The sequence below is a fragment of the Comamonas antarctica genome (assembly GCF_013363755.1).
Taxonomy (GTDB): domain Bacteria; phylum Pseudomonadota; class Gammaproteobacteria; order Burkholderiales; family Burkholderiaceae_C; genus Comamonas; species Comamonas antarctica.
In genome coordinates, this window is the sequence record NZ_CP054840.1 from 248,720 (window position 1) to 274,239 (window position 25,520).

The window sequence follows — 25,520 nt, forward strand, 5'->3', positions numbered from 1 at the left end:
CATGACACTTACCGAACTCAAGTACATCGTTGCCGTGGCCCGCGAAAAGCATTTCGGCCATGCGGCGGAAGCATGCTATGTGTCGCAGCCGACGCTGTCTGTTGCGATCAAGAAACTCGAGGAAGAGCTTGACGTCAAGCTGTTCGAGCGCAGTGCTGGCGAAGTGTCGGTGACGCAGCTGGGCGAGGAAATCGTGCGCCAGGCGCAAAGCGTGCTCGAGCAGGCCGCGGCCATCAAGGAAATCGCCAAGCGCGGCAAGGACCCGCTGGCCGGCGCGCTGACGCTGGGCGTGATCTACACCATCGGCCCCTATCTGCTGCCCGAACTGGTGCGCCATGCCATCCAGCGCACGCCGCAAATGCCGCTGATGCTGCAGGAAAACTACACCGTCAAGCTGCTGGAAATGCTGCGTACCGGTGAAATCGACTGCGCCATCGTGGCCGAACCCTTCCCCGATACCGGCCTGGCAACGGCTCCCCTGTACGACGAGCCCTTCATGGCCGCGGTGCCTAGCACCCACCCGCTGGCCAAGCAGGATTCGGTCTCGACCATCGAGCTGAAGAACGAAACCATGCTGCTGCTGGGTTCGGGCCACTGCTTCCGCGACCATGTGCTTGAAGTCTGCCCCGAATTCGCACGTTATGCGAGCAACGCCGAAGGCATCCGCCGCACCTTCGAAGGTTCGTCGCTGGAAACCATCAAGCACATGGTGGCCGCGGGCATGGGCGTGACTCTGGTGCCGCGCCTGTCCGTGCCGCGCGATGCGCTGGAAGTGCATGTGCGCCGCCGCAAGAACGACGAGCCGCATATCCGCTACTTGCCGATCCGCACCGAAGACGGCCTGCCAACCCCCAGCCGCCGCGTGGTGCTGGTCTGGCGCCGCAGCTTCACGCGCTACGAAGCCATTGCCGCGCTGCGCAATGCGGTCTACGCCTGCAATCTGCCTGGCGTCGAACGACTCTCCTGAACCCGGCGGCTGCGGCCGCCAGGGCGGGGCAGGCGCTGGCCCCCTCCCTTCTCCTGCCACCTCCCACGCGTGGCGATCCCCGGGTTCTCCCATGGCCGGGTCTGCGTTACATTGTGGCCGGTACGCTGCTCTCGCTTCCGGATCCCATGTCACACGCTGCTTCTCCCTCCACCCCCCGCCGCTCCAGGCTCGCGCTGTACCTGGACCTGATCCGCTGGAACCGCCCCGCGGGCTGGCTGGTGCTGGTCTGGCCGACGCTCGCGGCGCTGTGGGTGGCGTCCGAAGGGTTTCCCGGCTGGCATCTGCTGCTGGTGTTCGTGCTGGGCACGGTGCTGATGCGCAGCGCCGGCTGCTGCGTCAACGACATTGCCGACCGCGATTTCGACAAGCATGTGAAGCGCACCACGCAGCGCCCGATCACCTCGGGCCAGGTCTCCGTCAAGGAAGCGATAGCGGTGGGCGTGGTGCTGGCGCTGGTGGCGCTGGGCCTGGTGCTGACCACGCGCTGGGAGGCCGTGGCCTGGTCGGTGCCGGCGGTGCTGTTCACCATCCTGTATCCGTTCACCAAGCGCTTTTTCTCCATGCCGCAGGCCTTTCTGGGCATTGCGTTCAACTTCGGCATCGTCATTGCGTTTGCCGCGGTGCTGGGCACGGTCACCGCCACCGGGTGGGTGCTGTGGCTGGCCAACATGTTCCTGGTGCTGGCCTACGACACCGAGTACGCCATGGTCGACCGCGACGACGATCTGAAGATCGGCATGAAGACGTCGGCCATCACGCTGGGCCGCTTCGATGTCGCCGGCATCATGCTGTTCTTCGCGCTGTGCTGGCTGTTGACGCTCTGGGCGCTGTGGCCCTACGCGCTGGGCTGGCCGTTTGCGCTGGGCATGGCCGCGGCTGCGGCGCAGATCGCCTGGCATTACACGCTGATCCGCGGCCGCACGCGCGAAGGCTGCTTCGTGGCCTTCAGCAAGAGCCACTGGATCGGCGCCACGCTGTTTGCCGGAATCGCACTCGGGTTCGCGCTGCGCTGAGCGCGCGCCGCGGGCCCTGCACGGTCAGCGGCCGAACTCGGCGGCCAATTCCTTGGCGCGCTGTTGCGCGGCACGCATCGCCGCGACAAACTGTTCGGGCACGCCCGCCTGCTGCATATGGCTGATGGCCGCGTGCGTCGTGCCGCCCTTGCTGGTCACGCGCTGGCGCAGCACCTCGACCGGCTCGCTCGAGCGCGCGGCCAGTTCCGAAGCGCCCTGGAACGTGGCCACGGCCAGCTGATAGGACTGGTGCGCGCCCAGCCCCATCTCGACGCCGGCCTGGACCATGGCTTCGAGAAACAGGAACACATAAGCCGGCCCCGAACCTGACAGCGCGGTCACGGCATCGAGTTGTGCTTCCTCGTCCACCCACACGTGCTTGCCGGTGCTGGCCACCACCTGCTCGATGAGGGCCCTGGCGTCGGCATCGACGGCAGCGCGCGCGAACAGGCCGGTCATGCCCTGGCCGATCAGCGCCGGCGTGTTGGGCATGGCGCGCACGATGCGCTCGCTGCCCAGCCACTGCGCAATGCTGTCGGTGGTGATGCCCGCAGCCACGCTCAGGTGCAGGGCGTCGGTGGTATGCGGCGCCACGGCGGCGGCGGCGTCCTTGAAGGTCTGCGGCTTGACGGCCCAGACCACCAGGCCGGCGCGCGCCAGCGCGCTGCCGGCTTGGGCCTTGGCCTGGATGCCGAACTGCTCCTGCAGCGCCGCGCGCGCGGCCTCGAAGGGCTCGACGACTTCGATCTGCTCGGTGGCCACGCCCTGGCGCAGCAGGCCGCCGATGATGGCGCTGGCCATGTTGCCGCCGCCGATGAAGGCAATCGGGGTAGACAGAGGGGAGAGAGTGCTCATGGTGTTGCGATGGAGAGAAGAGGGGGGTCAGGCGGGCAGGGACGCTTGCGCAACCGCATGTTCCCAGCGGGCCATGAGCTCCTGCGCGCGTTCGGGGGCCAGCGTCGGCATGAAGCGTCGCTCGGCGACCCACAGGCCGGTCAGTTCCTCGGTGCTCTGGTAGATGCCCGACGACAGGCCGGCAAGATAGGCCGCGCCCAAAGCCGTGGTTTCAACGACCGCGGGGCGGACCACGGGAATACCCAGCAGATCGGCCTGGAACTGCATCAGCAGGTTGTTGACGCAGGCGCCGCCATCGACGCGCAACTCGCTCACGGGCGCACCGCCGCTCTCGACCGCATCGCGGCTCATGGCCAGCAGCAGCGCCGCGCTCTGGTAGGCAATCGACTCCAGCGCAGCGCGTGCGATGTGCGCCAGCGAGCTGCCGCGCGTGAGGCCGGTGATCGTGCCGCGCGCATCGGGTTTCCAGTAGGGCGCGCCCAGGCCGGTGAAGGCCGGCACCAGCATCACGCCGCCCGAATCGGGCACGCTTTCGGCCAGCGACTGCACCTGGCCACTGTGCTCGATGGCCTGCAGTCCGTCGCGCAGCCACTGCACCACCGCGCCGCCGATGAACACGCTGCCTTCGAGCGCATACGCGGGGGTAGCGCTGGTCTGTGCGGCGCTGGTCGTGAGCAGGCCGTTGTGCGAGGTCTGGAAGCTGCTGCCGGTATGCATCAGCATGAAGCAACCCGTGCCATAGGTGTTCTTGGCCATGCCGGCCTTGAAGCAGGCCTGGCCGAACAGCGCGCTTTGCTGGTCGCCGGCCACGCCGCCGATCGCAATCGGCGCGCCCAGCACGTCGGCCGCGGTCTGGCCGAAGTCGCTCGACGACGGCAGCACCTCGGGCATCAGCGACTTCGGAATGCGCAGCAGCGCCAGCAGGTCCTCGTCCCACTGGTTGCTGCGCACGTTGAACAGCATGGTGCGCGCGGCATTGCTGACGTCGGTCACATGGCGCTTGCCCTGGGTCAGTTGCCAGATCAGCCAGCTGTCGATGGTGCCGAAGGCCAGCTCGCCGCGCTCGGCCGCGGCGCGTGCGCCCGGCACTTCGTCGAGCAGCCATTGCAGCTTGGTGGCCGAGAAATACGCGTCGATGCGCAGCCCGGTCTTTTGCTGGATGCTGTCGGCATGGCCGTCTTCGCGCAGCCTGGCGCAGGCGGGCTCGGCGCGCCGGTCCTGCCAAACGATGGCGTGATGGATGGGCTGGCCGGTCTGGCGGTTCCAGACGACGGTGGTCTCGCGCTGGTTGGTGATGCCCAATGCGCGCACCTGGCTTGCGGAAATGCCGGCTTGCGACAGGGCCGCGCGCGCCGTGCTGAGCTGGGTGCGCCAGATTTCGTGCGGGTCATGTTCGACCCAGCCCGGGCGCGGATAGATTTGCGGCAGCTCCAGCTGGGCCTGGGCCACGATGCGGCCATGGGCGTCGAAAAGAATGCTGCGGGAGCTGGAAGTGCCCTGGTCCAGGGCAAGCAGATAGGTCATGTCGGTACGGAAATCTCAGACGGCCACGGTGCATTGCACGCCGGCATCGGCGAGCAGCGGAACGATGGCCGGTGGCGGCGGCGCATCGGTGAACAGGCGGTGGATCTGGGCCAGCGTGGCCAGCTGGACCATGGCCTGGCGTTCGAATTTGCTGTGGTCGGCGGCCAGCCAGACCTCGCGCGACTGGGCAATGATGGTCTGGGCCACCTTGACCTCGCGCAGGTCGAAATCGCGCAGCGAGCCATCGGATTCAATGGCCGAGATGCCGATCAGGGCGATATCGACCTTGAACTGGCGAATGAAGTCCACGGCCGCCTCGCCGACGATGCCGCGGTCGCGCGAGCGCACCACGCCGCCCGCGACAATGACTTCGCAGTCGGTGTTGCTGCTCAGGATGGCGGCGACGTTGAGGTTGTTGGTGATCACGCGCAGGCCGCGGTGCTGGAGCAGCGCCTGGGCAATGGCTTCGGTCGTGGTGCCGATGTTCAGGATCAGCGAACAGCCATTGGGCACGGCCTGGGCGACGGCGCGCGCGATGCGCGCCTTGCCGTCGGCATGCAGGCCCTGGCGCTGGGGGTGGGCCAGGTTCTCGACCGTGGCGCTGGGTACGCGCACGCCGCCGTGAAAGCGCACCAACAGACCGGCATCGGCCAGCTTCTGCACATCGCGGCGCACGGTCTGCAGGGTCACGCCCAGCTGGAGAGCCAGCTGCTCGACGGTGGCGGACTGTTGCTGGCGCACCGCATCAAGCAACTGGAGTTGGCGGGGATTGGAGTGGTTCACGCGGCTTGCATGTAGGTTAGAGACTAAAATCGAATCAAAACGCGCTTATGTGAACATGGTATTCACAAAAACGAAACAAAAAGAGCGAAAATCACGCTTTGATTGTGACGCACATTGTTCCAGTTGCGAGCCCGGTTTTGACCGGGCGCAACGCGTACCGTTTGCGCCGCCCGATTTTCCCCCAACCTGCTGGCAAGCCCGCTTATGACCATTTCTACGCTTCCCCTGGATACAGACCGCGCCGCGCTTCTGGCGCGGCTGGCCGAACCCTGTGTCTACGACCTCGCCATCATTGGCGGCGGCGCCACGGGCCTGGGCGTGGCGCTGGACGCGGCAGCGCGCGGTTTCAAGGTGGTGCTGCTGGAATCGCATGATTTTGCCAAGGGCACCTCATCGCGCGCAACCAAGCTGGTACATGGCGGCGTGCGCTATCTCGCGCAGGGCAATATCGCGCTGGTGCGCGAGGCGCTGCACGAGCGCACGACGCTGCTGCGCAATGCGCCGCACCTGGCGCAGCGCCTGGCTTTCGTCATGCCTTCGTACCGCCTGCTCGACACACCGTTCTATGGCGCGGGCCTGAAGATGTACGACGCGCTCGCCGGCAAGGCGGGCCTGGGCTCGACCGAGTTCCTGAGCCGCGACAAGACCGTCGCGCTGCTGCCCACGGCACGCACCCAGGGCCTCAAGGGCGGCGTCAAGTACTGGGATGGCCAGTTCGACGATGCGCGCCTGGCGCTGGCGCTGGCGCGCACCGCGGCGGCCAAGGGCGCGCTGCTGGTCAACTACTGCCCGGCCAAGGAACTGCTGCACGAGAACGGCAAGATCGCCGGAGTGGTCTGCGAGGATTCGGAGACCGGCACGGCCTACACGGTGCGCGCCAAGTGTGTGGTGAATGCAACAGGTCCGTGGGTCGACCTGTTCCGCCAGCTCGACGGCAAGGCGCTGGGCCGCGAGGTCAAGCCCATGGTCGCGCCCAGCCAGGGCGTGCATGTGGTGGTGGACCGTGAGTTCCTGCCCACCGACCATGCGCTGCTGATCCCCAAGACCGCCGACGGCCGCGTGCTGTTTGCCGTGCCGTGGCTGGGCAAGGTGATCCTGGGCACGACCGACACGCCGCGCAACGACCTGGCGCGCGAGCCGCTGCCGTTTCCCGAGGAAGTCAACTTCATTCTCTCGGAAGCCGGCAAGTACCTGGTGCGCCAGCCGACGCGCGCCGATGTGCGCAGCGTCTGGGTCGGGCTGCGCCCGCTGGTCAAGCCGCAAGACGACGACGGCGAGAACACCAAGAAGATCAGCCGCGAGCACACGGTGATGGCCAGCCGTTCGGGCCTGATCACCGTGACCGGCGGCAAATGGACCACCTACCGCGCGATGGCCGAGGACGTGCTGCGCGAGTGCTTTGCCACGGGCCAGTTGCCCGAGCGCGCGGGCGGCGTCACCGTCGACCTGCCGCTGGTCGGCGCACCGGCGGATGGCAAGCTGCTGATGGGCATGAATGCGCCCCAGGGCCTGCATTCCTATGGCACCGAAGCCGACGCCGTGGCGGCGTTGCCCGGCGCCGACATCTGGCTGGTCGAAGGCCTGAGCGAAGCCATGGTGCGCTTCGCGGTGCGCCATGAATATGCGCGCAGCGTCGAAGACGTGCTGGCGCGCCGCAGCCGCCTGCTGTTCCTCGACGCCCAGCGCGCGATGTCGATCGCGCCGCGCGTCGCGGCTTTGATCGAGGAGGAACTGGGCCGGGATGCGGGATTGGCGGCATTCCAGTCCCTGGCGCTGCAGTATTTGCCACGCGCCCAGTAATGGCAAAACCGCAGTGAGCCGAAGTCTTCCAGGCTTCGTTCTGCTCACTTTATTGCCTCTACGTGCGAAGCGTGGCGCGCTTCGCAAGCTATCTATTTGATAGCATTTTTGCAGTCCATGGAAGTCGGCGCCGGCTTCCTGGCGGGCGTCGCCGCACAGACCGGTGCCGACCTGCAACGCAGGGCGGGTGAAACGGGCTAAGCGGTTGACGCGCAAAGGAAATTCTGCGAGAATCGAATGCTTCACGTTTCATGCGTGAGGTTTCTGCCCAGCGGGAAGCGCAGCAAAATGGTTTGCGGCGTGGACGACGGGCCCAAGACTGACTGGCTGGTCGCAGACCCTGAGAAGTAATCTGGGGCTGTTTCCTGAGCTGGTGCAAGTTGGGAATATTGAAATGATCCAAACAGAATCTCGGTTAGAGGTTGCCGACAACACCGGCGCTAAGTCCGTCCTGTGCATCAAGGTGCTGGGTGGTTCTAAGCGTCGCTATGCAAGCGTTGGCGACATCATCAAGGTGAGCGTTAAAGAAGCTGCTCCGCGCGGCCGCGTCAAAAAAGGCGAGGTCTACAGTGCAGTGGTCGTGCGCACGGCGAAGGGTATTCGCCGCGCTGACGGTTCGCTCGTGAAATTTGACGGCAATGCAGCAGTTCTGCTCAACGCCAAGCTTGAGCCCATCGGCACTCGCATCTTCGGACCCGTGACGCGTGAACTGCGTACCGAGAAGTTCATGAAGATCGTGTCCCTGGCGCCTGAAGTTCTCTAAAAGGAAGCGCAATGAACAAGATTCGCAAGGGCGACCAAGTCATCGTGCTGACTGGCCGCGACAAGGGCAAGCAAGGCGTCGTGACGCAGCGTACGGATGATTCCTACCTGCTGATCGAAGGTGTCAACCTGGTCAAGAAGCATGTCAAGCCGAACCCCATGAAGGGCACCACCGGCGGCATCGTGGAAAAGGCCATGCCCATCCACCAATCCAACGTGGCTATTTTCAATGCTGCTACTGGCAAGGCCGACCGCGTGGGCATCAAGCTCGCCGACGGCAAGCGCGTTCGCGTGTTCAAGTCCAGCGGCGCTGAAATCAAGGCGGCCTAAGGGGTAAAACATGGCACGACTGCAAAAACTGTATCGCGAAAAGATCGCGGCTGAACTCAAGGAAAAGTTCGGCTACACCTCCGACATGGAAGTGCCCCGTCTGACCAAGATCACCCTGAACATGGGTGTGAGCGAAGCCGTGGCCGACAAGAAGGTGATGGACAACGCCGTGGCTGACCTGACCAAGATTGCTGGTCAGAAGCCCGTGGTGACCAAGGCCAAGAAGGCTATCGCCGGTTTCAAGATCCGTGAAGGCCAAGCCATTGGCTGCATGGTGACCCTGCGTGGCGTTCAGATGTACGAATTCCTGGACCGTTTCGTCACCGTGGCTCTGCCCCGCGTGCGTGACTTCCGTGGTATTTCGGGCCGTTCGTTCGATGGCCGCGGCAACTACAACGTTGGCGTCAAAGAACAGATCATCTTCCCTGAAATTGAGTACGACAAGGTCGACGCACTGCGCGGTCTCAATATCAGCATCACCACTACTGCGAAGAACGACGACGAGTGCAAGGCACTGCTCGCCGCTTTCCGCTTCCCCTTCAAGAACTGAGGCAGCGCATGGCAAAAGTAGCATTGATCCAGCGCGAACTGAAGCGCGAAAAGCTGGCAGCCAAGTACGCTGCCAAGTACACCGAGCTGAAGGCCATCGCCGGCGACGCAAAGCGTAGCGACGAAGAGCGCGATGCAGCCCGCCTGGGCCTGCAAAAGCTGCCCCGTAACGCGAACCCCACGCGTCAGCGCAACCGTTGCGAAATCACCGGTCGCCCCCGTGGCACGTTCCGCCAATTCGGTCTGGCACGCGCAAAGATCCGTGAACTGGCTTTCGCAGGCGACATCCCCGGTGTCACCAAGGCCAGCTGGTAAGCAAGCAGGAGAGATTAAACATGAGCATGAGTGATCCCATCGCTGACTTGCTGACCCGCATCCGCAATGCACAAATGGTCGCCAAGACCACCGTGACGGCTCCTTCCTCCAAGGTCAAGGTTGCCATCGCCCAGGTGCTGAAGGATGAAGGCTATATCGACGGTTTCCAAGTGAAGACCGAAGACGGCAAGTCTGAACTCGAAATCACCCTGAAGTACTACGCGGGCCGTCCCGTGATCGAGCGTATCGAGCGTGTGAGCCGTCCCGGCCTGCGCGTGTACAAGGGCCGTGATGCAATTCCACAAGTCATGAATGGCTTGGGCGTGGCTATCGTGACCACCCCCCAGGGCGTGATGACCGATCGTAAAGCACGTGCCACCGGTGTCGGCGGCGAAGTGCTTTGCTATGTGGCCTAACGTGACATTGAAGGAGAAATACTGAAATGTCTCGCGTAGCAAAAATGCCTGTGACCATCCCCGCTGGCGTGGATGTGTCGATCAATGACGCACAAATCAGTGTCAAGGGCACTGGCGGCACTCTGTCGCTGGCCCAGAACGCACTGGTGACTGTGACCAATGCCGACGGCAAGCTCTCTTTCGAGCCCGCCAACGACTCCCGTGAAGCCAACGCCATGAGCGGTACCCAGCGTCAGCTGGTGAACAACATGGTCAATGGCGTGACCAAGGGTTTCGAGAAGAAGCTGACGCTGATTGGCGTGGGTTTCAAGGCCGCTGCTTCGGGTTCCAAGCTGAACCTGGCCATCGGTTTCTCGCACCCCGTGAACTTCGACATGCCCGCCGGCGTGACCGTTGCCACCCCGATCCCGACCGAAATCGTGATCAAGGGCATCGATCGTCAGGTCGTGGGCCAGCTGGCCGCTGAGATCCGTGCTGTTCGTCCTCCCGAGCCCTACAAGGGCAAGGGCATCCGTTATGCGGACGAAAAAGTCACGATCAAAGAGACCAAGAAGAAATAAGGAGCTGCAATATGTTGACCAAGAAAGAGCAGCGTCTCCGTCGTGCCCGCCAGACCCGTATCCGCATTGCCCAGCAAGGCGTGGCGCGTCTGAGCGTGAACCGCACCAACCTCCACATCTACGCCAGCGTGATCTCTGGCGACGGCACCACGGTGCTGGCCAGTGCATCCACTGCCGAAGCCGAAGTGCGCACGTCGCTCGGCGGCGCCGGCAAGGGTGGCAACACTGCCGCAGCAACCCTGATCGGCAAGCGCATTGCTGAAAAGGCAAAGGCTGCCGGTGTCGAGAAGGTTGCATTCGATCGCGCAGGCTTCGCCTACCACGGTCGCGTCAAGGCCCTGGCCGACGCAGCCCGTGAAGCTGGCCTGCAGTTCTAAGCGGAGCGGATAAAAATGGCTAAATTTTCCCCCAAAGTGCAAGACGAAGGTCGTGACGACGGTCTGCGCGAAAAAATGATCGCGGTGAACCGCGTCACCAAGGTTGTGAAGGGTGGTCGTATTCTCGGCTTCGCTGCACTGACCGTGGTTGGCGACGGTGACGGCCGCGTTGGCATGGGCAAGGGCAAGTCCAAGGAAGTGCCCGCCTCCGTGCAAAAGGCGATGGAAGAAGCGCGCCGCAACATGATCAAGGTGTCCCTGAAGAACGGCACGATCCATCATATGGTCAACGGTCACCACGGTGCCGCTTCGGTCATGATGGCTCCCGCTCCCAAGGGTACCGGCATCATTGCTGGCGGCCCCATGCGCGCCGTGTTCGAAGTGTTGGGCATCACGGACATCGTGGCCAAGAGCCATGGTTCCTCCAACCCTTACAACATGGTTCGTGCCACTCTGGACGCCCTGACTCGTTCCACGACCGCTTCGGAAGTGGCTGCGAAGCGCGGCAAGTCGGTCGAAGACATCTTCGCCTGATTGGAGTCAAACACATGACGACGCAACAAACTGTCAAGATTCAACTGGTGCGCAGCCCTATCGGCACCAAGGAATCGCATCGCGCCACCGTTCGCGGCCTGGGTCTGCGCAAGCTCAACAGCATCAGCGAGCTGCAAGACACGCCCGAAGTCCGTGGCATGATCAACAAGATCGCCTACCTGGTGAAGGTTCTGTAAAGGATTGATGATGGAACTCAATAGCATCAAGCCTGCAGACGGCTCCAAGCACGCAAAGCGCCGCGTTGGCCGCGGCATTGGCTCCGGCCTCGGCAAGACTGCCGGCCGTGGTCACAAGGGTCAGAAATCGCGTTCGGGCGGCTACCACAAGGTCGGCTTCGAAGGCGGTCAAATGCCTCTGCAACGCCGTCTGCCCAAGCGCGGTTTCAAGTCGCATCTGCTGAAGTTCAATGCAGAAGTGACCCTGACTGCCCTCGAGCAACTCGGTCTGGCCGAAGTCGATCTGGCTGCCCTCAAGCAGGCTGGCCTGGTCGGCGAAATCGCCAAAGTCGTGAAGGTCATCAAGAGCGGCGCAATCACCAAGGCTGTCAAGCTGAACGGTATTGCTGCTACAGCGGGTGCCAAGGCAGCTATTGAAGCTGCCGGTGGCAACGTGGCCTGATTTAAGTTCTGAAAGAAGACATCCGTGGCTACTAGCGCAGCTCAAATTGCAAAAACCGGGAAATTCGGCGATTTGCGTCGTCGGCTGGTTTTTCTGTTGCTGGCGCTGGTCGTATACCGTATCGGGGCGCATATCCCCGTGCCGGGCATCGACCCAGCGCAGCTGCAGCAGCTGTTCAATGGCCAGCAGGGCGGCATTCTCAATCTGTTCAACATGTTCTCGGGTGGAGCGCTGTCGCGCTTCACGGTGTTCGCACTGGGGATCATGCCGTACATCTCGGCATCGATCATCATGCAGCTGGCGACCTATGTCGTCCCGACGTTCGAGCAGCTGAAAAAGGAAGGTGAATCGGGTCGTCGCAAGATTACCCAGTACACCCGCTATGGCACTCTGGCCCTGGCAATTTTTCAGTCCCTTGGGATTGCAGTGGCTCTGGAAAGCTCGGCAGGGCTGGTGCTCAGCCCAGGTATGGGCTTCCGCCTCACGGCGGTGGTCAGCCTGACCGCTGGCACCATGTTCCTGATGTGGCTCGGTGAACAGATCACGGAACGTGGTCTGGGCAACGGTATCTCGATCCTGATCTTCGCTGGTATCGCCGCAGGCCTGCCCAGCTCGATCGGTGGATTGCTGGAACTGGTGCGCACCGGCGCAATGAGCGTCCTGGCTGCGATCTTCATTGTTCTCGTGGTGGCTGGCGTGACGTATTTCGTCGTGTTCGTCGAGCGGGGACAGCGCAAGATCCTGGTGAACTACGCACGTCGTCAAGTCGGTAACAAGGTTTATGGTGGCCAGTCCTCGCACTTGCCGCTGAAGCTGAACATGGCCGGGGTCATTCCTCCCATCTTCGCTTCCTCGATCATCTTGTTGCCTGCCACGGTGGTGAACTGGTTCAGCGCTGGAGAATCGATGCGCTGGCTGCGTGACATCGCAGGCGCCCTGACCCCTGGTCAGCCGGTGTACGTGATGTTCTATGCAGCAGCGATCATCTTCTTCTGCTTCTTCTATACGGCCCTGGTCTTCAACAGCCGGGAAACAGCCGACAATCTGAAGAAGAGCGGTGCGTTCATTCCGGGTATCCGCCCGGGCGAGCACACGGCACGCTACATCGACAAGATCCTGGTTCGCCTGACCTTGGCTGGCGCGATTTACATCACCTTCGTGTGTCTGTTGCCCGAGTTCATGATCCTGAAGTACAACGTTCCGTTCTACTTCGGTGGTACATCACTGCTGATCATTGTGGTGGTGACCATGGACTTCATGGCACAGGTGCAGAACTACATGATGTCGCAGCAGTACGAGTCGCTCCTGAAAAAAGCGAACTTCAAGGCTACGCCCGGCACTTGAGAAAAGACATGGGGGCTTCGGGCGGTGCCTGAGGCCTCCAGCTAAGAGTTAGTAGATTTGTCCCGAGATCGGGACGCCACAAGTTCCGTGCAGATGGCCGGAACGGATGCAAAGTTTTAGGAGAATGAAATGAGAGTTTCGGCTTCGGTCAAGAAAATCTGCCGCAACTGCAAGATCATCCGCCGCAAGGGTGTGGTGCGTGTGATCTGCACAGACCAGCGCCATAAGCAGCGCCAGGGTTGATTGAAAGTATAGAGGACGCATATGGCACGTATCGCTGGCATCAATATCCCGCCGCATCAGCATGCTGAAATCGGCCTGACCGCTATCTATGGTATCGGTCGTACCCGCGCTCGCAAGATCTGCGAAGCATGCGAGATCGCTTACTCCAAGAAGATCAAGGATCTGACGGACAGCGATCTCGAAAAAATCCGTGACGCGATTGCACAGTTCACCATCGAAGGTGACCTGCGTCGTGAAACAACGATGAACATCAAGCGTTTGATGGACATCGGCTGCTATCGCGGTTTCCGTCATCGCCGTGGCCTGCCCATGCGCGGCCAGCGCACGCGTACGAATGCGCGTACCCGCAAGGGCCCGCGCAAGGGTGCAGCGGCTTTGAAGAAATAAAGAGATTGAAAGATCACTATGGCTAAATCTCCCGCAAACAACGCAGCACAGCGCGTGCGCAAGAAGGTTCGCAAGAACATTTCTGACGGCATCGCCCACGTGCACGCTTCGTTCAACAACACGATCATCACCATCACCGACCGCCAGGGCAATGCCCTGTCGTGGGCTTCGTCGGGTGGCCAAGGCTTCAAGGGCTCGCGCAAGTCGACGCCTTTCGCAGCCCAGGTCGCTTCGGAAGTGGCTGGTCGTGCAGCGATCGAACAAGGCATCAAGAACGTCGACGTCGAGATCAAGGGCCCCGGTCCAGGTCGCGAATCGTCGGTGCGCGCTCTGGGTGCCCTGGGCATCCGCATCACTTCCATCTCGGACGTGACGCCTGTGCCGCACAACGGCTGCCGCCCGCAAAAGCGTCGCCGCATCTAATTTTTTATAAGCCCACCGCCACCTGCCGGGCCTGGCCAAGCAGGTGGCTCCCGCAATTGACTTGCGGAAGATGACACAAGGAAGATCAAGTGGCACGTTTTATCGGCCCCAAGGCCAAACTTTCCCGCCGTGAAGGCACCGACCTATTCCTGAAGAGCGCCCGCCGCTCGATCGCGGACAAGTCGAAGTTCGACAGCAAGCCTGGCCAACACGGCCGCACTTCTGGCCAGCGCACTTCGGACTACGGTCTGCAACTGCGTGAAAAGCAGAAGGTCAAGCGCATGTACGGCGTGCTGGAAAAGCAATTCCGCCGCTACTTCGAAGCTGCCGACAGCAAGAAGGGCAACACGGGCGCGAACCTGCTGTCGCTGCTGGAAAGCCGTCTGGACAACGTCGTGTACCGCATGGGCTTCGGCTCCACGCGTGCAGAAGCCCGTCAGCTGGTGTCGCACAAGGCGATCACCGTGAACGGTCAATCGGTGAACATCGCCTCCTACCTGGTCAAGGTCGGCGACGTGGTTGCCGTGCGCGAAAAGTCCAAGAAGCAAGCTCGCATCGTCGAAGCTCTGCAACTGGCACAGCAAGTGGGCTTCCCCGCTTGGGTCGAAGTCAGCCTGGACAAGGCTGAAGGTACCTTCAAGAAGGCTCCTGACCGTGACGAATTCGGCGCAGACATCAACGAATCCCTGATCGTTGAATTGTATTCGCGTTGATTTTTTCGGCTAATTTTCGCTAAACCGTCCCTGAACCGCGAGGCATCGCGGTTTAGGCGCTTCACCAGCCTTACCGGTGTAACGAGCCGGGGGTATTGAGAGGAAGTCTGCATGCAAACCAATTTGCTGAAACCCAAGGCAATCAACGTCGAACAACTTGGCCACAACCGTGCCAAGGTCGCACTTGAGCCGTTCGAGCGTGGCTACGGCCACACGCTGGGCAATGCCCTGCGTCGCGTCTTGCTCTCGTCCATGGTGGGTTACGCAGCGACGGAAGTCACGATTGCTGGCGTGCTCCATGAGTACTCCTCCATCGATGGCGTTCAGGAAGATGTGGTCAACATCCTGCTGAACCTCAAGGGCGTGGTGTTCAAGCTGCACAACCGCGACGAAGTGACCCTGAGCCTGCGCAAGGATGGCGAAGGCGTTGTCACGGCACGCGATATCCAGACCCCGCACGATGTTGAAATCGTCAACCCCGATCATGTGATTGCCAACCTGTCGCAAGGCGGCAAGCTGGACATGCAGATCAAGGTTGAAAAGGGCCGTGGCTATGTGCCGGGCAATGTGCGTCGCTATGGCGATGAGTCCACCAAGTCGATCGGCCGCATCGTGCTGGACGCTTCGTTCTCTCCCGTGAAGCGCGTGAGCTACACGGTGGAAAGCGCACGTGTCGAGCAGCGTACCGACCTCGACAAGCTGGTGGTTGAAATCGAAACCAACGGTGCCATCACCGCTGAAGACGCAGTGCGCGCTTCGGCAAAGATCCTGGTCGAGCAACTGGCTGTGTTCGCACAGCTCGAAGGCGGCGATCTGGAAGGCATCACCGGCAGCGCAGCTCCGCGCAACAACGCGAGCTTCGACCCCATCCTGCTGCGTCCTGTGGACGAGCTGGAACTGACGGTGCGTTCGGCCAACTGCCTGAAGGCCGAAAACATCTACTACATCGGCGACCTGATCCAGCGTACCGAAAACGAGCTGCTCAAGACCCCCAACCTGGGTCGCAAGTCGCTCAACGAGATCAAGGAAGTCCTGGCTTCCCGCGGTCTGACGCTGGGCATGAAGCTCGAAAACTGGCCGCCAGCCGGTTTGGACAAGCGTTAAAAGGAGACGCCAAGTCGGCCCAGCAAATCGATGGATTTGCGGTCGAGGCCAGGCGCGTTGCCGCAGACAGTGCGAATTGCACCGCAAGGCAATGCAACGACGCCTCAAGGGACGAATTGGCGACTCTGCGCTATAATTTGCAGCCCGCCTTTGGTGGGCAGTGCCTCGGGCAGTACCTTATACGGCTGCCCGATTTAATTACATATCAAGGAAAAAGCACCATGCGTCACGGTCACGGCCTCCGCAAACTCAACCGCACTTCTTCGCACCGCCTGGCGATGCTGCAGAACATGATGAATTCGCTCATCGAGCACGAAGCCATCAAGACCACCGTCCCCAAGGCCAAGGAACTGCGCCGCGTGATCGAGCCCATGATCACCCTGGCCAAGGTCGACACCGTTGCCAACCGCCGCCTGGCTTTCGACCGCCTGCGCGACCGTGACAGCGTGACCAAGCTGTTCAACGTGCTGGGTCCCCGTTTCAACACCCGTCCCGGCGGCTACACGCGTATCCTGAAGATGGGCTTCCGCGTGGGCGACAATGCCCCCATGGCCTACGTTGAACTGGTGGAACGCACCGAAGAAGTGCAAACTTCCGAAGCTGCAGCCTAAATCTGCTGGCAGCAGTGCAAAACTGCTGTACAATAACTACATACCGCGCGATGGAGCAGTCTGGTAGCTCGTTGGGCTCATAACCCAAAGGTCGGAGGTTCAAATCCTCCTCGCGCAACCAAACATTCAACGCCCACTTTTCAGTGGGCGTTTTTGTTTTTGCGGCCCGTGTTCTGCGGGTTGCCGCCGGTTCACCTTCCTGCGCGCAAGATTTGCGGCCCTCCGATAGATGACTTCCTCGTTTCCCAGCACTCTTGGCATTGATTTCGGCACCTCCAACTCGGCGATGGCACTGCGCGTCGAGAGCGGTCCCGCCCGGCTGATTCCGCTCGAAGGCGACATGCTGGCCATGCCCACGGCGCTGTTCTTCCATGCCGAGGAACTCAGTACCCATTTCGGCCGCGATGCCATGGCGCAATACCTCGAAGGCGAGGAAGGGCGGCTGATGCGCTCGCTCAAGAGTTTGCTGGGCAGCGCGTTGCTGCAAGACAAGACCGTGGTGCATGGCAATCTGGTGAGCTATCAGGACATCATTGCGCTGTTCCTGCGCCAGTTGGCGAACCGCGCGCAGCAGGAACTGGGCAAGATGCCCGAGCGCGTGGTGCTGGGTCGGCCGGTGCATTTCGTCGATGACGACGCCGAGCGTGATGCGCTGGCCGAAAACGCGCTGCGCGAAGCCGCGCTGCGCGCAGGCTTTGCCCAGGTGCAGTTCCAGCTCGAGCCGATCGCCGCCGCGCTCGACTACGAGCAGCGCCTCGACCGCGAGGCCTTGGTGCTGGTGGTGGATATCGGCGGCGGTACTTCCGACTTCAGCGTCGTGCGTCTCGGCCCCGAGCGCAGCCTGAAAGCCGACCGCGCTGCCGACGTGCTGGCGACCACCGGCGTGCATATCGGCGGCACCGACTTCGACCAGCGGCTCAATATCGAACTGCTGCAGCCGTTGCTGGGCTTCCGCCACCATGGCAAGACAGGCCGCGAAGTGCCGAGCAAGGTGTTTTTTGACCTGTCGACCTGGCATCTGATCCAGTGGCTCTACACCGCCAAGGCAGTGCGCGAAGCCCAGGGCCTGCGCACTGACTACCAGGACGAGCGCCTGCATGCGCGGCTGATGACGGTACTCGAAGAACGCCTGGGCCACCGCCTGGCCAACACCATGGAGCAGGGCAAGATCGCGGTGTCGCAAAGCGGTGCGGCGCAGACGCTGGACCTGGGCTGGCTCGAAGCGCAGTTGCAGGCCGAGGCCACCCCCGAAGCGCTGGATCTGCACCTGCAGCCCGCACTGGCGCGTGTCGTGGCCTGTGCCGAGGAATGCCTGCGCCGGGCGGGCGTGGCCGCCGAGGCGCTGGATGCGATCTATCTCACCGGCGGTTCTTCGGCGCTGCGGCCGCTGCGCAGCGCGTTGCGCGCGGCGTTTCCGGCAACCGCACAGGTCGAAGGCGATCTGTTTGGCGGCGTGGCTTCGGGACTGGCCTATACCCAGGGCTGAAGGACCGCGGCCCTTCAGGGCGCTGCCTCACGAACCAGTCGCATGCCCACCAGCGTATAGCGGGTCTGCGGCGTGTTCCAGTTGCGATAGGTGCAGCGTGCATACAGCGGCCAGGTGTGCCACGAGCCGCCACGGCGCACGCGCACGCTGCCTTCGGACGGTCCCTGCGGATCGCTGCCTGGGGACTCGGCGTAATAGGTCTCGGCATGCCAGTCCGCCACCCATTCCCAGGCATTGCCGATCATGTCGTGCAGGCCGAAGGCATTGGGCGCGTAGCTGCCCACCGGTGCGGTGAATGCGTGGCCGTCGCTGTCCGCGAGCGCATGCTGGCGCCAGCGCGGCCAGAACACGGCGGCGCTCTGGTCGAATGTGTTGGCGCTGCGCGCCAGCGCTTGCGGGTCGTCGCCATGCGGGTAGCGGCTGTGGCTGCCGCCGCGGCAGGCGTATTCCCATTCGGCTTCGGTGGGCAGGCGGTAGCGGTGGCCTTCGGTACGGCTGAGCCATGCGGCAAGTGCCTGGGCGTCGTTCCAGGTGACGTTCACCACGGGGTGGTCATCGCCCTGGGCAAAGCCGGGGTTGCTCCAGGAATAACGCGGGTCGCGGCCCTCGAAGGCGTCGCCGCGCGCGCTGCCGGCAGGGTCGTAGGCCGGGTTGTAGCCATAGCCGCCGGTGCCGTCGGCTTCCGATTCAGGGCGATAGCCCGAGGCTTCGATGAAACGGCGGAACTGACCCACGGTGACTTCGTGCCGGCCCAGGTAGAAGGCGCGGCTGATGCGCACCTGGTGCACCGGGGCCTCGTCGGCGAGCAGCTCGAAGCGCCGGCGCTCGAGCAGGGGGAAGTCGCGCGCCAGCGCTTCGGGGTCTTCGGCGCTGCCCATGGCAAAACTGCCGGCGGGAATGCGCACGAATTCCATGCCCAGCGAGTTGCGCCACACCGCTGGCGGCGGCGCCGGGTCCTGCGCGGCCGCCGTGGCGGAAATCAGCGCCAGGGCGCAGGCGAGGGCGGGCGCGAAATCGGTCATGCTGCATCTCTTTGAGCGGCCACGGCGGCCTGGACACCAGTGTAGACGGCGCGCGCCCGCGGCCGTTCAGTCTTCGTCGGCGCCTTCCCGCTTGATCTGCAGCGCGGCGTCATAAAGCGCATTGCGCGGCGCGCCGGTGATTTCGGCCGCCAGGCGCACGGCGGCCTTGGTCGGAAGCTCGGCCAGCAGCAGGCGCAGCACGCGCAGGCCTTCACCGCTGTCGTCCTGCAGCGCCACGGGATGCAGCACGACCACGAATTCACCGCGTGAGCGCTGGGGCGCGCCGTCGAGCCAGGCCGGCAGCTGGTCGGCGGGCTGGGTCACGATTTCCTCGAACTGCTTGGTGATCTCGCGCGCCAGCGTGACCGGGCGCGGGCCCAGCACGGCCAGGGCCTGGGCCAGCTCGCCGATGCGGTGCGGGGCTTCGAGCAGCACGCAGCAGCGCGCTTCGTGGCCCAGTTGCTGGACCTGGGCGGCGCGCTCCGCCTGCTTGGTGGCCAGGAAACCGGCAAACAGAAAACCGCTGCTGGCCTGCGTGGGCGCCACCGCGCCGGCAACGCTCAGCGCGGCCGTGATGCTGCTGGCGCCGGGCAGGGGAATGGTGCGCAGGCCCGCGGCCTGCACGGCGGCCGCGAGGCGCGCGCCGGGGTCGCTGACGCCGGGGGTGCCGGCATCGCTGACATAAGCCAGGCGCTGACCTTGCTGCAGGCGCGCAATTACCTGCTGCGCCGCCTCGGCTTCGTTATGCTGGTGCAGCGCCAGCAGCTGGCTGCCGGGGCGCTCGAGGCCATACGAGCGCAGCAGGCCCTGGGTATGGCGCGTGTCTTCGCAGGCAATGCTGTCGACGAGCTGCAGCACATGCAGCGCGCGCAGGCTGATGTCGGCGAGGTTGCCGATCGGGGTGGCGACCACATACAGGGCGCCCGTCGGATAGTGTTGCGCCGAGGCTGCGTCGTGGGCGGCGCTCAGGGCAGAGGCAAAAGAGGCACTCAATGGGTTTCCTTAAAAGTCGGGCCGCAGCGGATGCGGCGCCGGTCACCACGCGGCAGCGGGGCCAGGCCGGCGAGGACCGGGCGCTGCATTGCCTGCAGGCGGCGGGCCTGCGGCTGGTGCAGCGCAATTATCGGACGCCCGGGCGCGGCGGTGGTGAAATTGACCTCATCATGCGCGATGCCGACGGCACGCTGGTTTTTGTCGAGGTACGCAGCCGCGGCCGCCAGGGCTATGGCGGCGCGGGCGGCAGCATTGGCGCGGTGAAGAGGGCGCGCATCGTGCATGCGGCCCGGCACTACCTGCTGCGCTGGCCCGCGCCGCCGCCCTGCCGTTTCGATGTGGTGCTGATCGAGGCCACGGGCCTGCAGTGGCTGCGCGCGGCGTTCGACGGCGACGCACAGCCCGGGTAACCGGGCGCCGGCAAAAGGTTTGTGCCCTCGCAGGTATCATCGGGCCTCCATGCTTGAGCAACGAATCCAACAGCATTTCATCGACAGCGCCGACCTGAAGTACCAGGCTGCGCAGGCGTTGAGTCTTCCCATCGCTTCCGCCGTACAGGCCATGCTGGCCTGCGTGACCAGTGGCGGCAAGGTCCTGGCCTGCGGCGCAGGCCCTTCCGTGACCGACGCGCAGCGGTTTGCCGCCCTGTGCGTGACGGGTTTCGAACGCGACCGGCCCGAGCTGGCGGCGCTGGCCCTGACGGCGCAGGGCGGGCTGCTCGGCAGCCTGCCGGTGTCGGGCGGCGGCGGCAATGCCCAGCACTATCTGGCGCGCCAGGTGCGCGCGCTGGGCCAGGCCGGGGACTTGCTGGTGGTGCTGTCGGTGACCGGCAACGATCCCTGCGTTCTCGAGGCGGTCGAAGCCGCGCATGAGCGCGACATGATGGTCGTGGTGCTCAGCGGCCGCACCGGCGGCACGCTCGCGGGGCGCATGCGCGAGACCGATGTACTGGTCTGCGTGCCGCACGACCGTGCGGCGCGGGTGCGTGAAGTGCATGCGCTGGTGCTGCACTGCCTGTGCGATGGCGTGGATGCCCAGTTGTTAGGTGAACAGGAGATGCCTTTATGAAGTTGAATATCCATCGTGCCGTGTGTTCCAGCCTGGCTTGCGTGCTGCTGGGCGGCGCGCTGTCGGCCTGCGTGCCGCTGGTCGTGGGTGGCGGCATGGTGGCCGGTACGCTGGTGGCCGTGGACCGGCGCACGGCCGGCACGGTGGTCGAAGATGAAAGCATCGAGGTCAAGGCCGCGAACCGCATCCGCGACACGCTGGGCGACAAGGCGCGCATCAACGTGACCAGCTACAACCGCCAGGTGCTGCTGACCGGCGAAGTCGGCAACGAAACCGACAAGCAGGCGCTGGGCCGGCTGGTCGAGTCCGTCGACAACGTGCGCGCCGTGGTCAACGAGACCATGGTCGCGCCGTTCACCGCGACGCTGAGCCAGCGCTCGGGCGATACCTTCATCACCGGCAAGGTGCGCGCGAGCCTGCTCGACGCCAAGGATCTGCAGGCGTCGGCTTTCAAGGTCGTGACCGAGAACAAGGTGGTCTACCTGATGGGCATCGTCACGCCGCGCGAAGCCAAGCGCGCGGCCGAGATCGCGCGCGGCGTCAATGACGTGACCAAGGTGGTGCGCGTGTTCGAGGTGATTTCCGAGGACGAGCTGGCACGCTATCAGCCGAAGCAGGCCCCGGTCACGACCGAGGATGCGCCGCCGGCCGCGCCCTGATTCCGCTTCCCTGAAAGACAGCCGGCCATGCCGGCTGTTTTTGTTTCAGCCTGGCCGGGCCAATGAGCTGGGCGCGTGTCGACAGGCTAGGCACGAGCGGTTTTTGGCGGCACGCTTTGATTCAGCTCTTATTTCAAGCGCTTGATCAGGCTCGACGTATCCCAGCGGTTGCCGCCCATCTGCTGCACGTCGGCGTAGAACTGGTCGACCAGCGCGGTGACCGGCAGGCGCGCGCCGTTGCGCTTGGCCTCGTCGAGCACCAGGCCCAGGTCCTTGCGCATCCAGTCGACGGCAAAGCCGAAGTCGAACTGGTCGGCAATCATGGTCTTGCCGCGCGAATCCATCTGCCAGCTTTGCGCCGCGCCCTTGCCGATCACTTCGAGCACCTGCTCCATGTCGAGCCCGGCCTTGCCGCCGAATGCAATGGCTTCGGACAGGCCCTGGATCAGGCCGGCCAGGCAGATCTGGTTGACCATCTTGGCCAGCTGGCCCGCGCCGCTGTCGCCCAGCAGCGTGCAGGCGCGCGCAAAGGCCATGGCCACGGGCTGCACGGCGGCGAAAGCCGCGGCATCGCCACCGCACATGACTGTGAGCTGGCCGTTCTGCGCGCCGGCCTGGCCGCCCGACACCGGGGCGTCGATGAACTGCAGGCCCAGCGCCTGCGCCGCGGCGTTGAGCTCGCGCGCGACTTCGGCCGAGGCCGTGGTGTGGTCGACAAAGATCGCGCCCGGCGCCATGCCGGCGAACGCGCCCTGCTCGCCGAGCACGACCGAGCGCAGGTCGTCGTCATTGCCGACGCAGCAGAACACGATGGCCGCAGCTTCGGCGGCCTCGCGCGGGGTTGCTGCCTGGCGCGGCCCGGCAGTGCCGGCGTATTCGGCGCACCACTGCGCGGCCTTGGCGGGAGTGCGGTTGTAGACCGTGACGCGGTGGCCGGCGCGCGCCAGGTGGCCAGCCATGGGGTAGCCCATGACACCCAGGCCCAGGAAGGCGACAGAAAGGGGCTGAGCGGCAATACTAGACATAGACAAACATTCTCCAGACGGGAAAGGGCCCGGGTTCGGGCAAAAGAGGCTCAGACAATCGCGAAGTGTTCGGTGCCCGAGGACAGGTCGAGGTTGCGTGCGCGCTGGCTGTTGAGCTTGATGTTCAGGCGCAGGTCGTTGACCGAGTCGGCATTGCGCAGCGCATCCTCGTAGGTGATGAGCTGGGCCTCGAACAGATCGTACAGCGACTGGTCGAAGGTCTGCATGCCCAGGTCGCGGCCCTTCTTCATGACTTCCTTGATCTCGGCGACCTCGCCCTTGAAGATCAGGTCGGAGATCAGCGGCGTGTTGAGCATGACCTCCATGGCCGCGACGCGGCCCTTGGCGTCCTGGCGCGGGATCAGCCGCTGCGAGACCATGGCGCGCAGGTTCAGCGACAGGTCCATCAGCAGCTGCTGGCGCCGCTCCTCGGGAAAGAAGTTGACGATGCGGTCCAGCGCCTGGTTGGCGTTGTTGGCGTGCAGCGTGGCCAGGCACAGGTGGCCGGTTTCGGAGAACGCAATCGCATGCTCCATGGTCTCGCGGTCGCGGATTTCGCCCATCAGGATGACATCGGGCGCCTGGCGCAGCGTGTTCTTCAGCGCCGCCTCCCAGCTGTCGGTGTCGAGGCCGACCTCGCGCTGGGTGACCACGCAGTTCTTGTGCGGATGCACGAACTCGATCGGGTCCTCGACGGTGATGATGTGGCCGTAGGAGTTCTCGTTGCGCCAGTCGACCATGGCGGCCAGCGTGGTCGACTTGCCCGAGCCGGTGGCGCCGACCAGGATGCACAGGCCGCGCTTGCTCATCGAGACCTCCTTGAGCACCTGCGGCACGCCGAGCTTGTCGATGGTCGGCACGGTCATCGGGATGGTGCGCATGACCATGCCGATGCGGCCCTGCTGCATGAAGGTGTTGACGCGAAAGCGCCCGATGCCCGCGGGCGAGATCGCGAAGTTGCTTTCCTTGGTGCGCTCGAAGTCGGCGATCTGCTTGTCGCTCATGATCGAGCGCGCCAGCGTCAGCGTGTGCAGCGCCGTGAGCGGCTGGGGCGAGACCTTGGTGATCTTGCCATCGACCTTGATGGCGGGCGGGAATTCGGCGGTGATGAACAGGTCGCTGCCATTGCGGCTGACCATCAGCTGGAGCAGATCGTTGATGAATTTACTGGCCTGGTCTCGTTCCATGGAATTCTCCGGTGGCCGGGCCGCGCCCTGCCAGATGATGGGCTACGACGGGTGGCCCAGGCGGCTGCTCACCGCGCGCAGGCGCACCGAGAGCTTGCGTGCCAGGATGGCAATCAGCTGGGCCGCGAGCGCCGGATCATGCAGCAGCATGTCGTCCAGGGCTTCGGCGCTGAGCACCGCGAGTTCGCTGTCCACCAGGGTGGTGCAGCTGGAAAAGCGTTGGCCGCTGTCGAGCAGCGACATCTCGCCCAGCAGGTCGCCCGGGCCGGTCTGCGCCAGGCGCTGCGTCTCGCCCCAGGGCTGGCGGCGGTTGACGACCAGCTCGCCGGCGAGGACCACGACCATGAAGTTGCCGTACTCGTCCTGCTGGATGACGTCGCGCTGGGCCTTGACGGCGGCGAAGTGCAGGTAGCGCTCCATGCGCTGCAGCGCATCGGGAGCGAGCGTCGACAGGTAGCGGTCATGCGCCCACAGCGCCTGCAGCCGGCGCAGCGCGGCGCGCGGCGCGAGCGGCCGCGCACCGAGCTCGACGGCGCGCGCCTCCCAGGGCACGAGCGGTCCCTGGGGGCCGCCGTGCCAGGCGGTGCTGAAGAATGCGGATTCGGCGTCGAGCCGGGGCACGTCGCCATCGGGCGCCGCCCCTTCTGACGCCTGGCGCAGCCGCTGCAGGATGCGGATCATCGCGCGCTCCCGGCCCTGGCGCAGGTGCGGCCAGCGGGGCGAGACAGCGGATGCAATGCCATGGCCGCGTGCGGTGTCAGCCGGGGAAGTTGTCGGGAATCTTGGCCTTGGCGCGGGCTTCGGCGGGACTGATCAGGTTGCGCCGCACCAGGTCGGTGAGATTCTGGTCCAGCGTCTGCATGCCCACGTTCTGGCTGGTCTGGATGGTCGAGTACATCTGCGCGACCTTGGCTTCGCGGATCAGGTTGCGGATGGCGCTGGTGCCGAGCATGATTTCATGCGCGGCGACGCGGCCCTGGCCGTCCTTGGTCTTGCACAGCGTCTGCGAGATCACGGCCTGCAGCGACTCCGACAGCATGGCGCGCACCATTTCCTTTTCCTCGGCGGGGAAGACGTCGATGATCCGGTCGATGGTCTTGGCGGCGCTCGAGGTGTGCAGCGTGCCGAACACCAGGTGGCCGGTTTCGGCGGCGGTCATGGCCAGGCGGATGGTTTCGAGGTCGCGCATTTCGCCGACCAGGATGGCGTCGGGATCCTCGCGCAGCGCCGAGCGCAGCGCGGCCGCGAACGAGTGCGTCATCGGCCCGACCTCACGCTGGTTGATCAGGCATTTCTTCGAGTCGTGGACGAATTCGATCGGGTCCTCGACGGTGAGGATGTGGCCGTATTCGGTCTCGTTGAGGTAGTTGACCATCGCCGCGAGCGTGGTCGACTTGCCCGAGCCCGTGGGGCCGGTCACGAGCACCAGGCCGCGCGGCTTGAGCGCGAGTTCGGCGAAGATCTTCGGCGCGTTGAGCTGCTCGAGCGTGAGAATCTTGCTGGGAATGGTGCGGAACACCGCGGCCGCGCCCCGGTATTGGTTGAAGGCGTTGACGCGAAAGCGCGCCAGGCCTTCGATCTCGAACGAGAAATCGATTTCGAGGAATTCGTCGTAGACCTTGCGCTGGGCGTCGCTCATGATGTCGTAGATCATGGCGTGGACGGTCTTGTGGTCGAGTGCGTCGACATTGATGCGGCGCACGTCGCCATGCACGCGGATCATCGGTGGCAGCCCGGCCGACAGGTGCAGGTCGGAGGCCTTGTTCTTGACGCTGAACGCCAGCAATTGGGTGATGTCCACGAAAGACCC

33 protein-coding genes and 1 tRNA gene are annotated in these 25,520 nt (G+C 64.1%); 25 read left to right on the top strand and 9 right to left on the bottom strand.

Going from position 1 to position 25,520, the window contains the following annotated elements:
• Window position 1: 1 nt before the first annotated feature.
• Entirely contained in the window at window positions 2-967 is a 966-nt protein-coding gene (locus HUK68_RS01155; RefSeq protein ID WP_175502543.1) for a LysR substrate-binding domain-containing protein, read from the top strand.
• A 146-nt stretch (window positions 968-1,113) separates the two neighbouring features.
• Window positions 1,114-2,001: a 4-hydroxybenzoate octaprenyltransferase gene (ubiA, locus tag HUK68_RS01160; RefSeq protein ID WP_175502544.1), complete on the top strand. Its 888-nt coding sequence runs from the start codon at window positions 1,114-1,116 to the stop codon at window positions 1,999-2,001.
• Window positions 2,002-2,025: 24 nt separating this feature from the next.
• Here ubiA and proC read toward each other — a convergent pair whose 3' ends face one another.
• Genes proC through HUK68_RS01175 form a run of 3 tightly spaced genes read right to left on the bottom strand, consistent with a single transcriptional unit; the run spans window position 2,026 to window position 5,163 of the window.
• On the bottom strand, window positions 2,026-2,856 hold the full coding sequence (proC, locus tag HUK68_RS01165; RefSeq protein ID WP_175502545.1) for a pyrroline-5-carboxylate reductase: 831 nt from the start codon (window positions 2,854-2,856) through the stop codon (window positions 2,026-2,028).
• 27 nt (window positions 2,857-2,883) lie between these two features.
• A complete protein-coding gene (glpK, locus tag HUK68_RS01170) occupies window positions 2,884-4,380 on the bottom strand; it encodes a glycerol kinase GlpK (RefSeq protein WP_175502546.1) in 1,497 nt (498 codons plus the stop codon).
• Window positions 4,381-4,395: 15 nt separating this feature from the next.
• On the bottom strand, window positions 4,396-5,163 hold the full coding sequence (locus HUK68_RS01175) for a DeoR/GlpR family DNA-binding transcription regulator (RefSeq protein ID WP_175502547.1): 768 nt from the start codon (window positions 5,161-5,163) through the stop codon (window positions 4,396-4,398).
• A gap of 204 nt (window positions 5,164-5,367) precedes the next feature.
• Between HUK68_RS01175 and HUK68_RS01180 the strand changes: the two genes are divergently transcribed.
• The 20 genes from HUK68_RS01180 to HUK68_RS01275 all read left to right on the top strand — a co-directional run bounded on the left by HUK68_RS01180 (window position 5,368) and on the right by HUK68_RS01275 (window position 17,756).
• Complete coding sequence (locus HUK68_RS01180) at window positions 5,368-6,963, top strand: glycerol-3-phosphate dehydrogenase/oxidase (RefSeq protein ID WP_175502548.1); 1,596 nt, start codon at window positions 5,368-5,370, stop codon at window positions 6,961-6,963.
• A 394-nt stretch (window positions 6,964-7,357) separates the two neighbouring features.
• Complete coding sequence (rplN, locus tag HUK68_RS01185) at window positions 7,358-7,726, top strand: 50S ribosomal protein L14 (protein ID WP_119558617.1); 369 nt, start codon at window positions 7,358-7,360, stop codon at window positions 7,724-7,726.
• Window positions 7,727-7,737: 11 nt separating this feature from the next.
• A complete protein-coding gene (gene rplX / locus HUK68_RS01190; RefSeq protein WP_175502549.1) occupies window positions 7,738-8,055 on the top strand; it encodes a 50S ribosomal protein L24 in 318 nt (105 codons plus the stop codon).
• 10 nt (window positions 8,056-8,065) lie between these two features.
• Complete coding sequence (rplE, locus tag HUK68_RS01195; protein ID WP_175502550.1) at window positions 8,066-8,605, top strand: 50S ribosomal protein L5; 540 nt, start codon at window positions 8,066-8,068, stop codon at window positions 8,603-8,605.
• Window positions 8,606-8,613: 8 nt separating this feature from the next.
• Complete coding sequence (gene rpsN, locus HUK68_RS01200) at window positions 8,614-8,919, top strand: 30S ribosomal protein S14 (protein WP_056670956.1); 306 nt, start codon at window positions 8,614-8,616, stop codon at window positions 8,917-8,919.
• 20 nt (window positions 8,920-8,939) lie between these two features.
• The gene (rpsH, locus tag HUK68_RS01205; protein WP_175502551.1) at window positions 8,940-9,335 is read left to right on the top strand and encodes a 30S ribosomal protein S8; all 396 of its coding nucleotides are present in this window, start codon (window positions 8,940-8,942) and stop codon (window positions 9,333-9,335) included.
• Window positions 9,336-9,361: 26 nt separating this feature from the next.
• A complete protein-coding gene (rplF, locus tag HUK68_RS01210; RefSeq protein WP_175502552.1) occupies window positions 9,362-9,895 on the top strand; it encodes a 50S ribosomal protein L6 in 534 nt (177 codons plus the stop codon).
• Window positions 9,896-9,906: 11 nt separating this feature from the next.
• On the top strand, window positions 9,907-10,272 hold the full coding sequence (rplR, locus tag HUK68_RS01215) for a 50S ribosomal protein L18 (protein ID WP_119558611.1): 366 nt from the start codon (window positions 9,907-9,909) through the stop codon (window positions 10,270-10,272).
• Between the two features lie 15 nt (window positions 10,273-10,287).
• Window positions 10,288-10,806: a 30S ribosomal protein S5 gene (gene rpsE / locus HUK68_RS01220; RefSeq protein WP_175502553.1), complete on the top strand. Its 519-nt coding sequence runs from the start codon at window positions 10,288-10,290 to the stop codon at window positions 10,804-10,806.
• A 14-nt stretch (window positions 10,807-10,820) separates the two neighbouring features.
• Window positions 10,821-11,003, top strand: coding sequence for a 50S ribosomal protein L30 (gene rpmD / locus HUK68_RS01225; protein WP_175502554.1), 183 nt, complete (start codon window positions 10,821-10,823; stop codon window positions 11,001-11,003).
• A 10-nt stretch (window positions 11,004-11,013) separates the two neighbouring features.
• Entirely contained in the window at window positions 11,014-11,445 is a 432-nt protein-coding gene (gene rplO, locus HUK68_RS01230) for a 50S ribosomal protein L15 (RefSeq protein WP_159911547.1), read from the top strand.
• Window positions 11,446-11,469: 24 nt separating this feature from the next.
• The gene (gene secY, locus HUK68_RS01235; protein WP_175502555.1) at window positions 11,470-12,789 is read left to right on the top strand and encodes a preprotein translocase subunit SecY; all 1,320 of its coding nucleotides are present in this window, start codon (window positions 11,470-11,472) and stop codon (window positions 12,787-12,789) included.
• A 129-nt stretch (window positions 12,790-12,918) separates the two neighbouring features.
• On the top strand, window positions 12,919-13,032 hold the full coding sequence (gene rpmJ / locus HUK68_RS01240) for a 50S ribosomal protein L36 (RefSeq protein WP_003050535.1): 114 nt from the start codon (window positions 12,919-12,921) through the stop codon (window positions 13,030-13,032).
• Between the two features lie 21 nt (window positions 13,033-13,053).
• A complete protein-coding gene (gene rpsM / locus HUK68_RS01245) occupies window positions 13,054-13,419 on the top strand; it encodes a 30S ribosomal protein S13 (protein ID WP_175502556.1) in 366 nt (121 codons plus the stop codon).
• 18 nt (window positions 13,420-13,437) lie between these two features.
• The gene (gene rpsK, locus HUK68_RS01250; RefSeq protein ID WP_175502557.1) at window positions 13,438-13,842 is read left to right on the top strand and encodes a 30S ribosomal protein S11; all 405 of its coding nucleotides are present in this window, start codon (window positions 13,438-13,440) and stop codon (window positions 13,840-13,842) included.
• A gap of 89 nt (window positions 13,843-13,931) precedes the next feature.
• The gene (rpsD, locus tag HUK68_RS01255; RefSeq protein WP_175502558.1) at window positions 13,932-14,555 is read left to right on the top strand and encodes a 30S ribosomal protein S4; all 624 of its coding nucleotides are present in this window, start codon (window positions 13,932-13,934) and stop codon (window positions 14,553-14,555) included.
• 111 nt (window positions 14,556-14,666) lie between these two features.
• Window positions 14,667-15,659: a DNA-directed RNA polymerase subunit alpha gene (locus HUK68_RS01260; protein ID WP_159911552.1), complete on the top strand. Its 993-nt coding sequence runs from the start codon at window positions 14,667-14,669 to the stop codon at window positions 15,657-15,659.
• A 221-nt stretch (window positions 15,660-15,880) separates the two neighbouring features.
• Window positions 15,881-16,270, top strand: a complete 390-nt coding sequence (gene rplQ, locus HUK68_RS01265; RefSeq protein WP_175502559.1) for a 50S ribosomal protein L17 — start codon at window positions 15,881-15,883, stop codon at window positions 16,268-16,270.
• Window positions 16,271-16,314: 44 nt separating this feature from the next.
• Window positions 16,315-16,391 (top strand) — tRNA-Met (locus tag HUK68_RS01270).
• Between the two features lie 108 nt (window positions 16,392-16,499).
• A complete protein-coding gene (locus HUK68_RS01275) occupies window positions 16,500-17,756 on the top strand; it encodes an Hsp70 family protein (protein ID WP_175502560.1) in 1,257 nt (418 codons plus the stop codon).
• Window positions 17,757-17,770: 14 nt separating this feature from the next.
• Here HUK68_RS01275 and HUK68_RS01280 read toward each other — a convergent pair whose 3' ends face one another.
• Both HUK68_RS01280 and rsmI read right to left on the bottom strand, forming a co-directional pair.
• The gene (locus HUK68_RS01280) at window positions 17,771-18,778 is read right to left on the bottom strand and encodes a formylglycine-generating enzyme family protein (protein WP_175502561.1); all 1,008 of its coding nucleotides are present in this window, start codon (window positions 18,776-18,778) and stop codon (window positions 17,771-17,773) included.
• A 66-nt stretch (window positions 18,779-18,844) separates the two neighbouring features.
• Window positions 18,845-19,771, bottom strand: coding sequence for a 16S rRNA (cytidine(1402)-2'-O)-methyltransferase (rsmI, locus tag HUK68_RS01285; RefSeq protein ID WP_175502562.1), 927 nt, complete (start codon window positions 19,769-19,771; stop codon window positions 18,845-18,847).
• Here rsmI and HUK68_RS01290 point away from each other — a divergent pair.
• From HUK68_RS01290 to HUK68_RS01300, 3 genes are read left to right on the top strand one after another with little or no spacing between them, the layout of a single operon-like run.
• Window positions 19,771-20,181 (top strand): YraN family protein, encoded by a 411-nt coding sequence (locus HUK68_RS01290; protein WP_175502563.1) that lies wholly within the window; start codon window positions 19,771-19,773, stop codon window positions 20,179-20,181. The two genes, rsmI and HUK68_RS01290, sit on opposite strands and share 1 nt — an antisense overlap.
• Window positions 20,182-20,230: 49 nt before the next feature.
• Window positions 20,231-20,839 (top strand): SIS domain-containing protein, encoded by a 609-nt coding sequence (locus tag HUK68_RS01295; protein ID WP_175502564.1) that lies wholly within the window; start codon window positions 20,231-20,233, stop codon window positions 20,837-20,839.
• Window positions 20,836-21,498: a BON domain-containing protein gene (locus HUK68_RS01300; RefSeq protein ID WP_175502565.1), complete on the top strand. Its 663-nt coding sequence runs from the start codon at window positions 20,836-20,838 to the stop codon at window positions 21,496-21,498. Before HUK68_RS01295 ends, HUK68_RS01300 begins: the two co-directional genes overlap by 4 nt.
• A 128-nt stretch (window positions 21,499-21,626) precedes the next feature.
• On the opposite strand, the gene HUK68_RS01305 is transcribed toward HUK68_RS01300, so the two are convergent.
• The 4 genes from HUK68_RS01305 to HUK68_RS01320 form a co-directional block, all read right to left on the bottom strand.
• The gene (locus tag HUK68_RS01305; protein ID WP_175502566.1) at window positions 21,627-22,523 is read right to left on the bottom strand and encodes an NAD(P)-dependent oxidoreductase; all 897 of its coding nucleotides are present in this window, start codon (window positions 22,521-22,523) and stop codon (window positions 21,627-21,629) included.
• A 50-nt stretch (window positions 22,524-22,573) separates the two neighbouring features.
• Window positions 22,574-23,710 carry a PilT/PilU family type 4a pilus ATPase gene (locus tag HUK68_RS01310; protein ID WP_175502567.1) on the bottom strand — a complete coding sequence of 379 codons (1,137 nt, stop codon included), beginning with the start codon at window positions 23,708-23,710 and terminating at the stop codon, window positions 22,574-22,576.
• A 42-nt stretch (window positions 23,711-23,752) separates the two neighbouring features.
• Window positions 23,753-24,391, bottom strand: a complete 639-nt coding sequence (locus HUK68_RS01315; RefSeq protein ID WP_175502568.1) for a Crp/Fnr family transcriptional regulator — start codon at window positions 24,389-24,391, stop codon at window positions 23,753-23,755.
• Window positions 24,392-24,467: 76 nt separating this feature from the next.
• On the bottom strand, window positions 24,468-25,511 hold the full coding sequence (locus HUK68_RS01320; RefSeq protein WP_175502569.1) for a type IV pilus twitching motility protein PilT: 1,044 nt from the start codon (window positions 25,509-25,511) through the stop codon (window positions 24,468-24,470).
• Window positions 25,512-25,520: the final 9 nt, after the last annotated feature.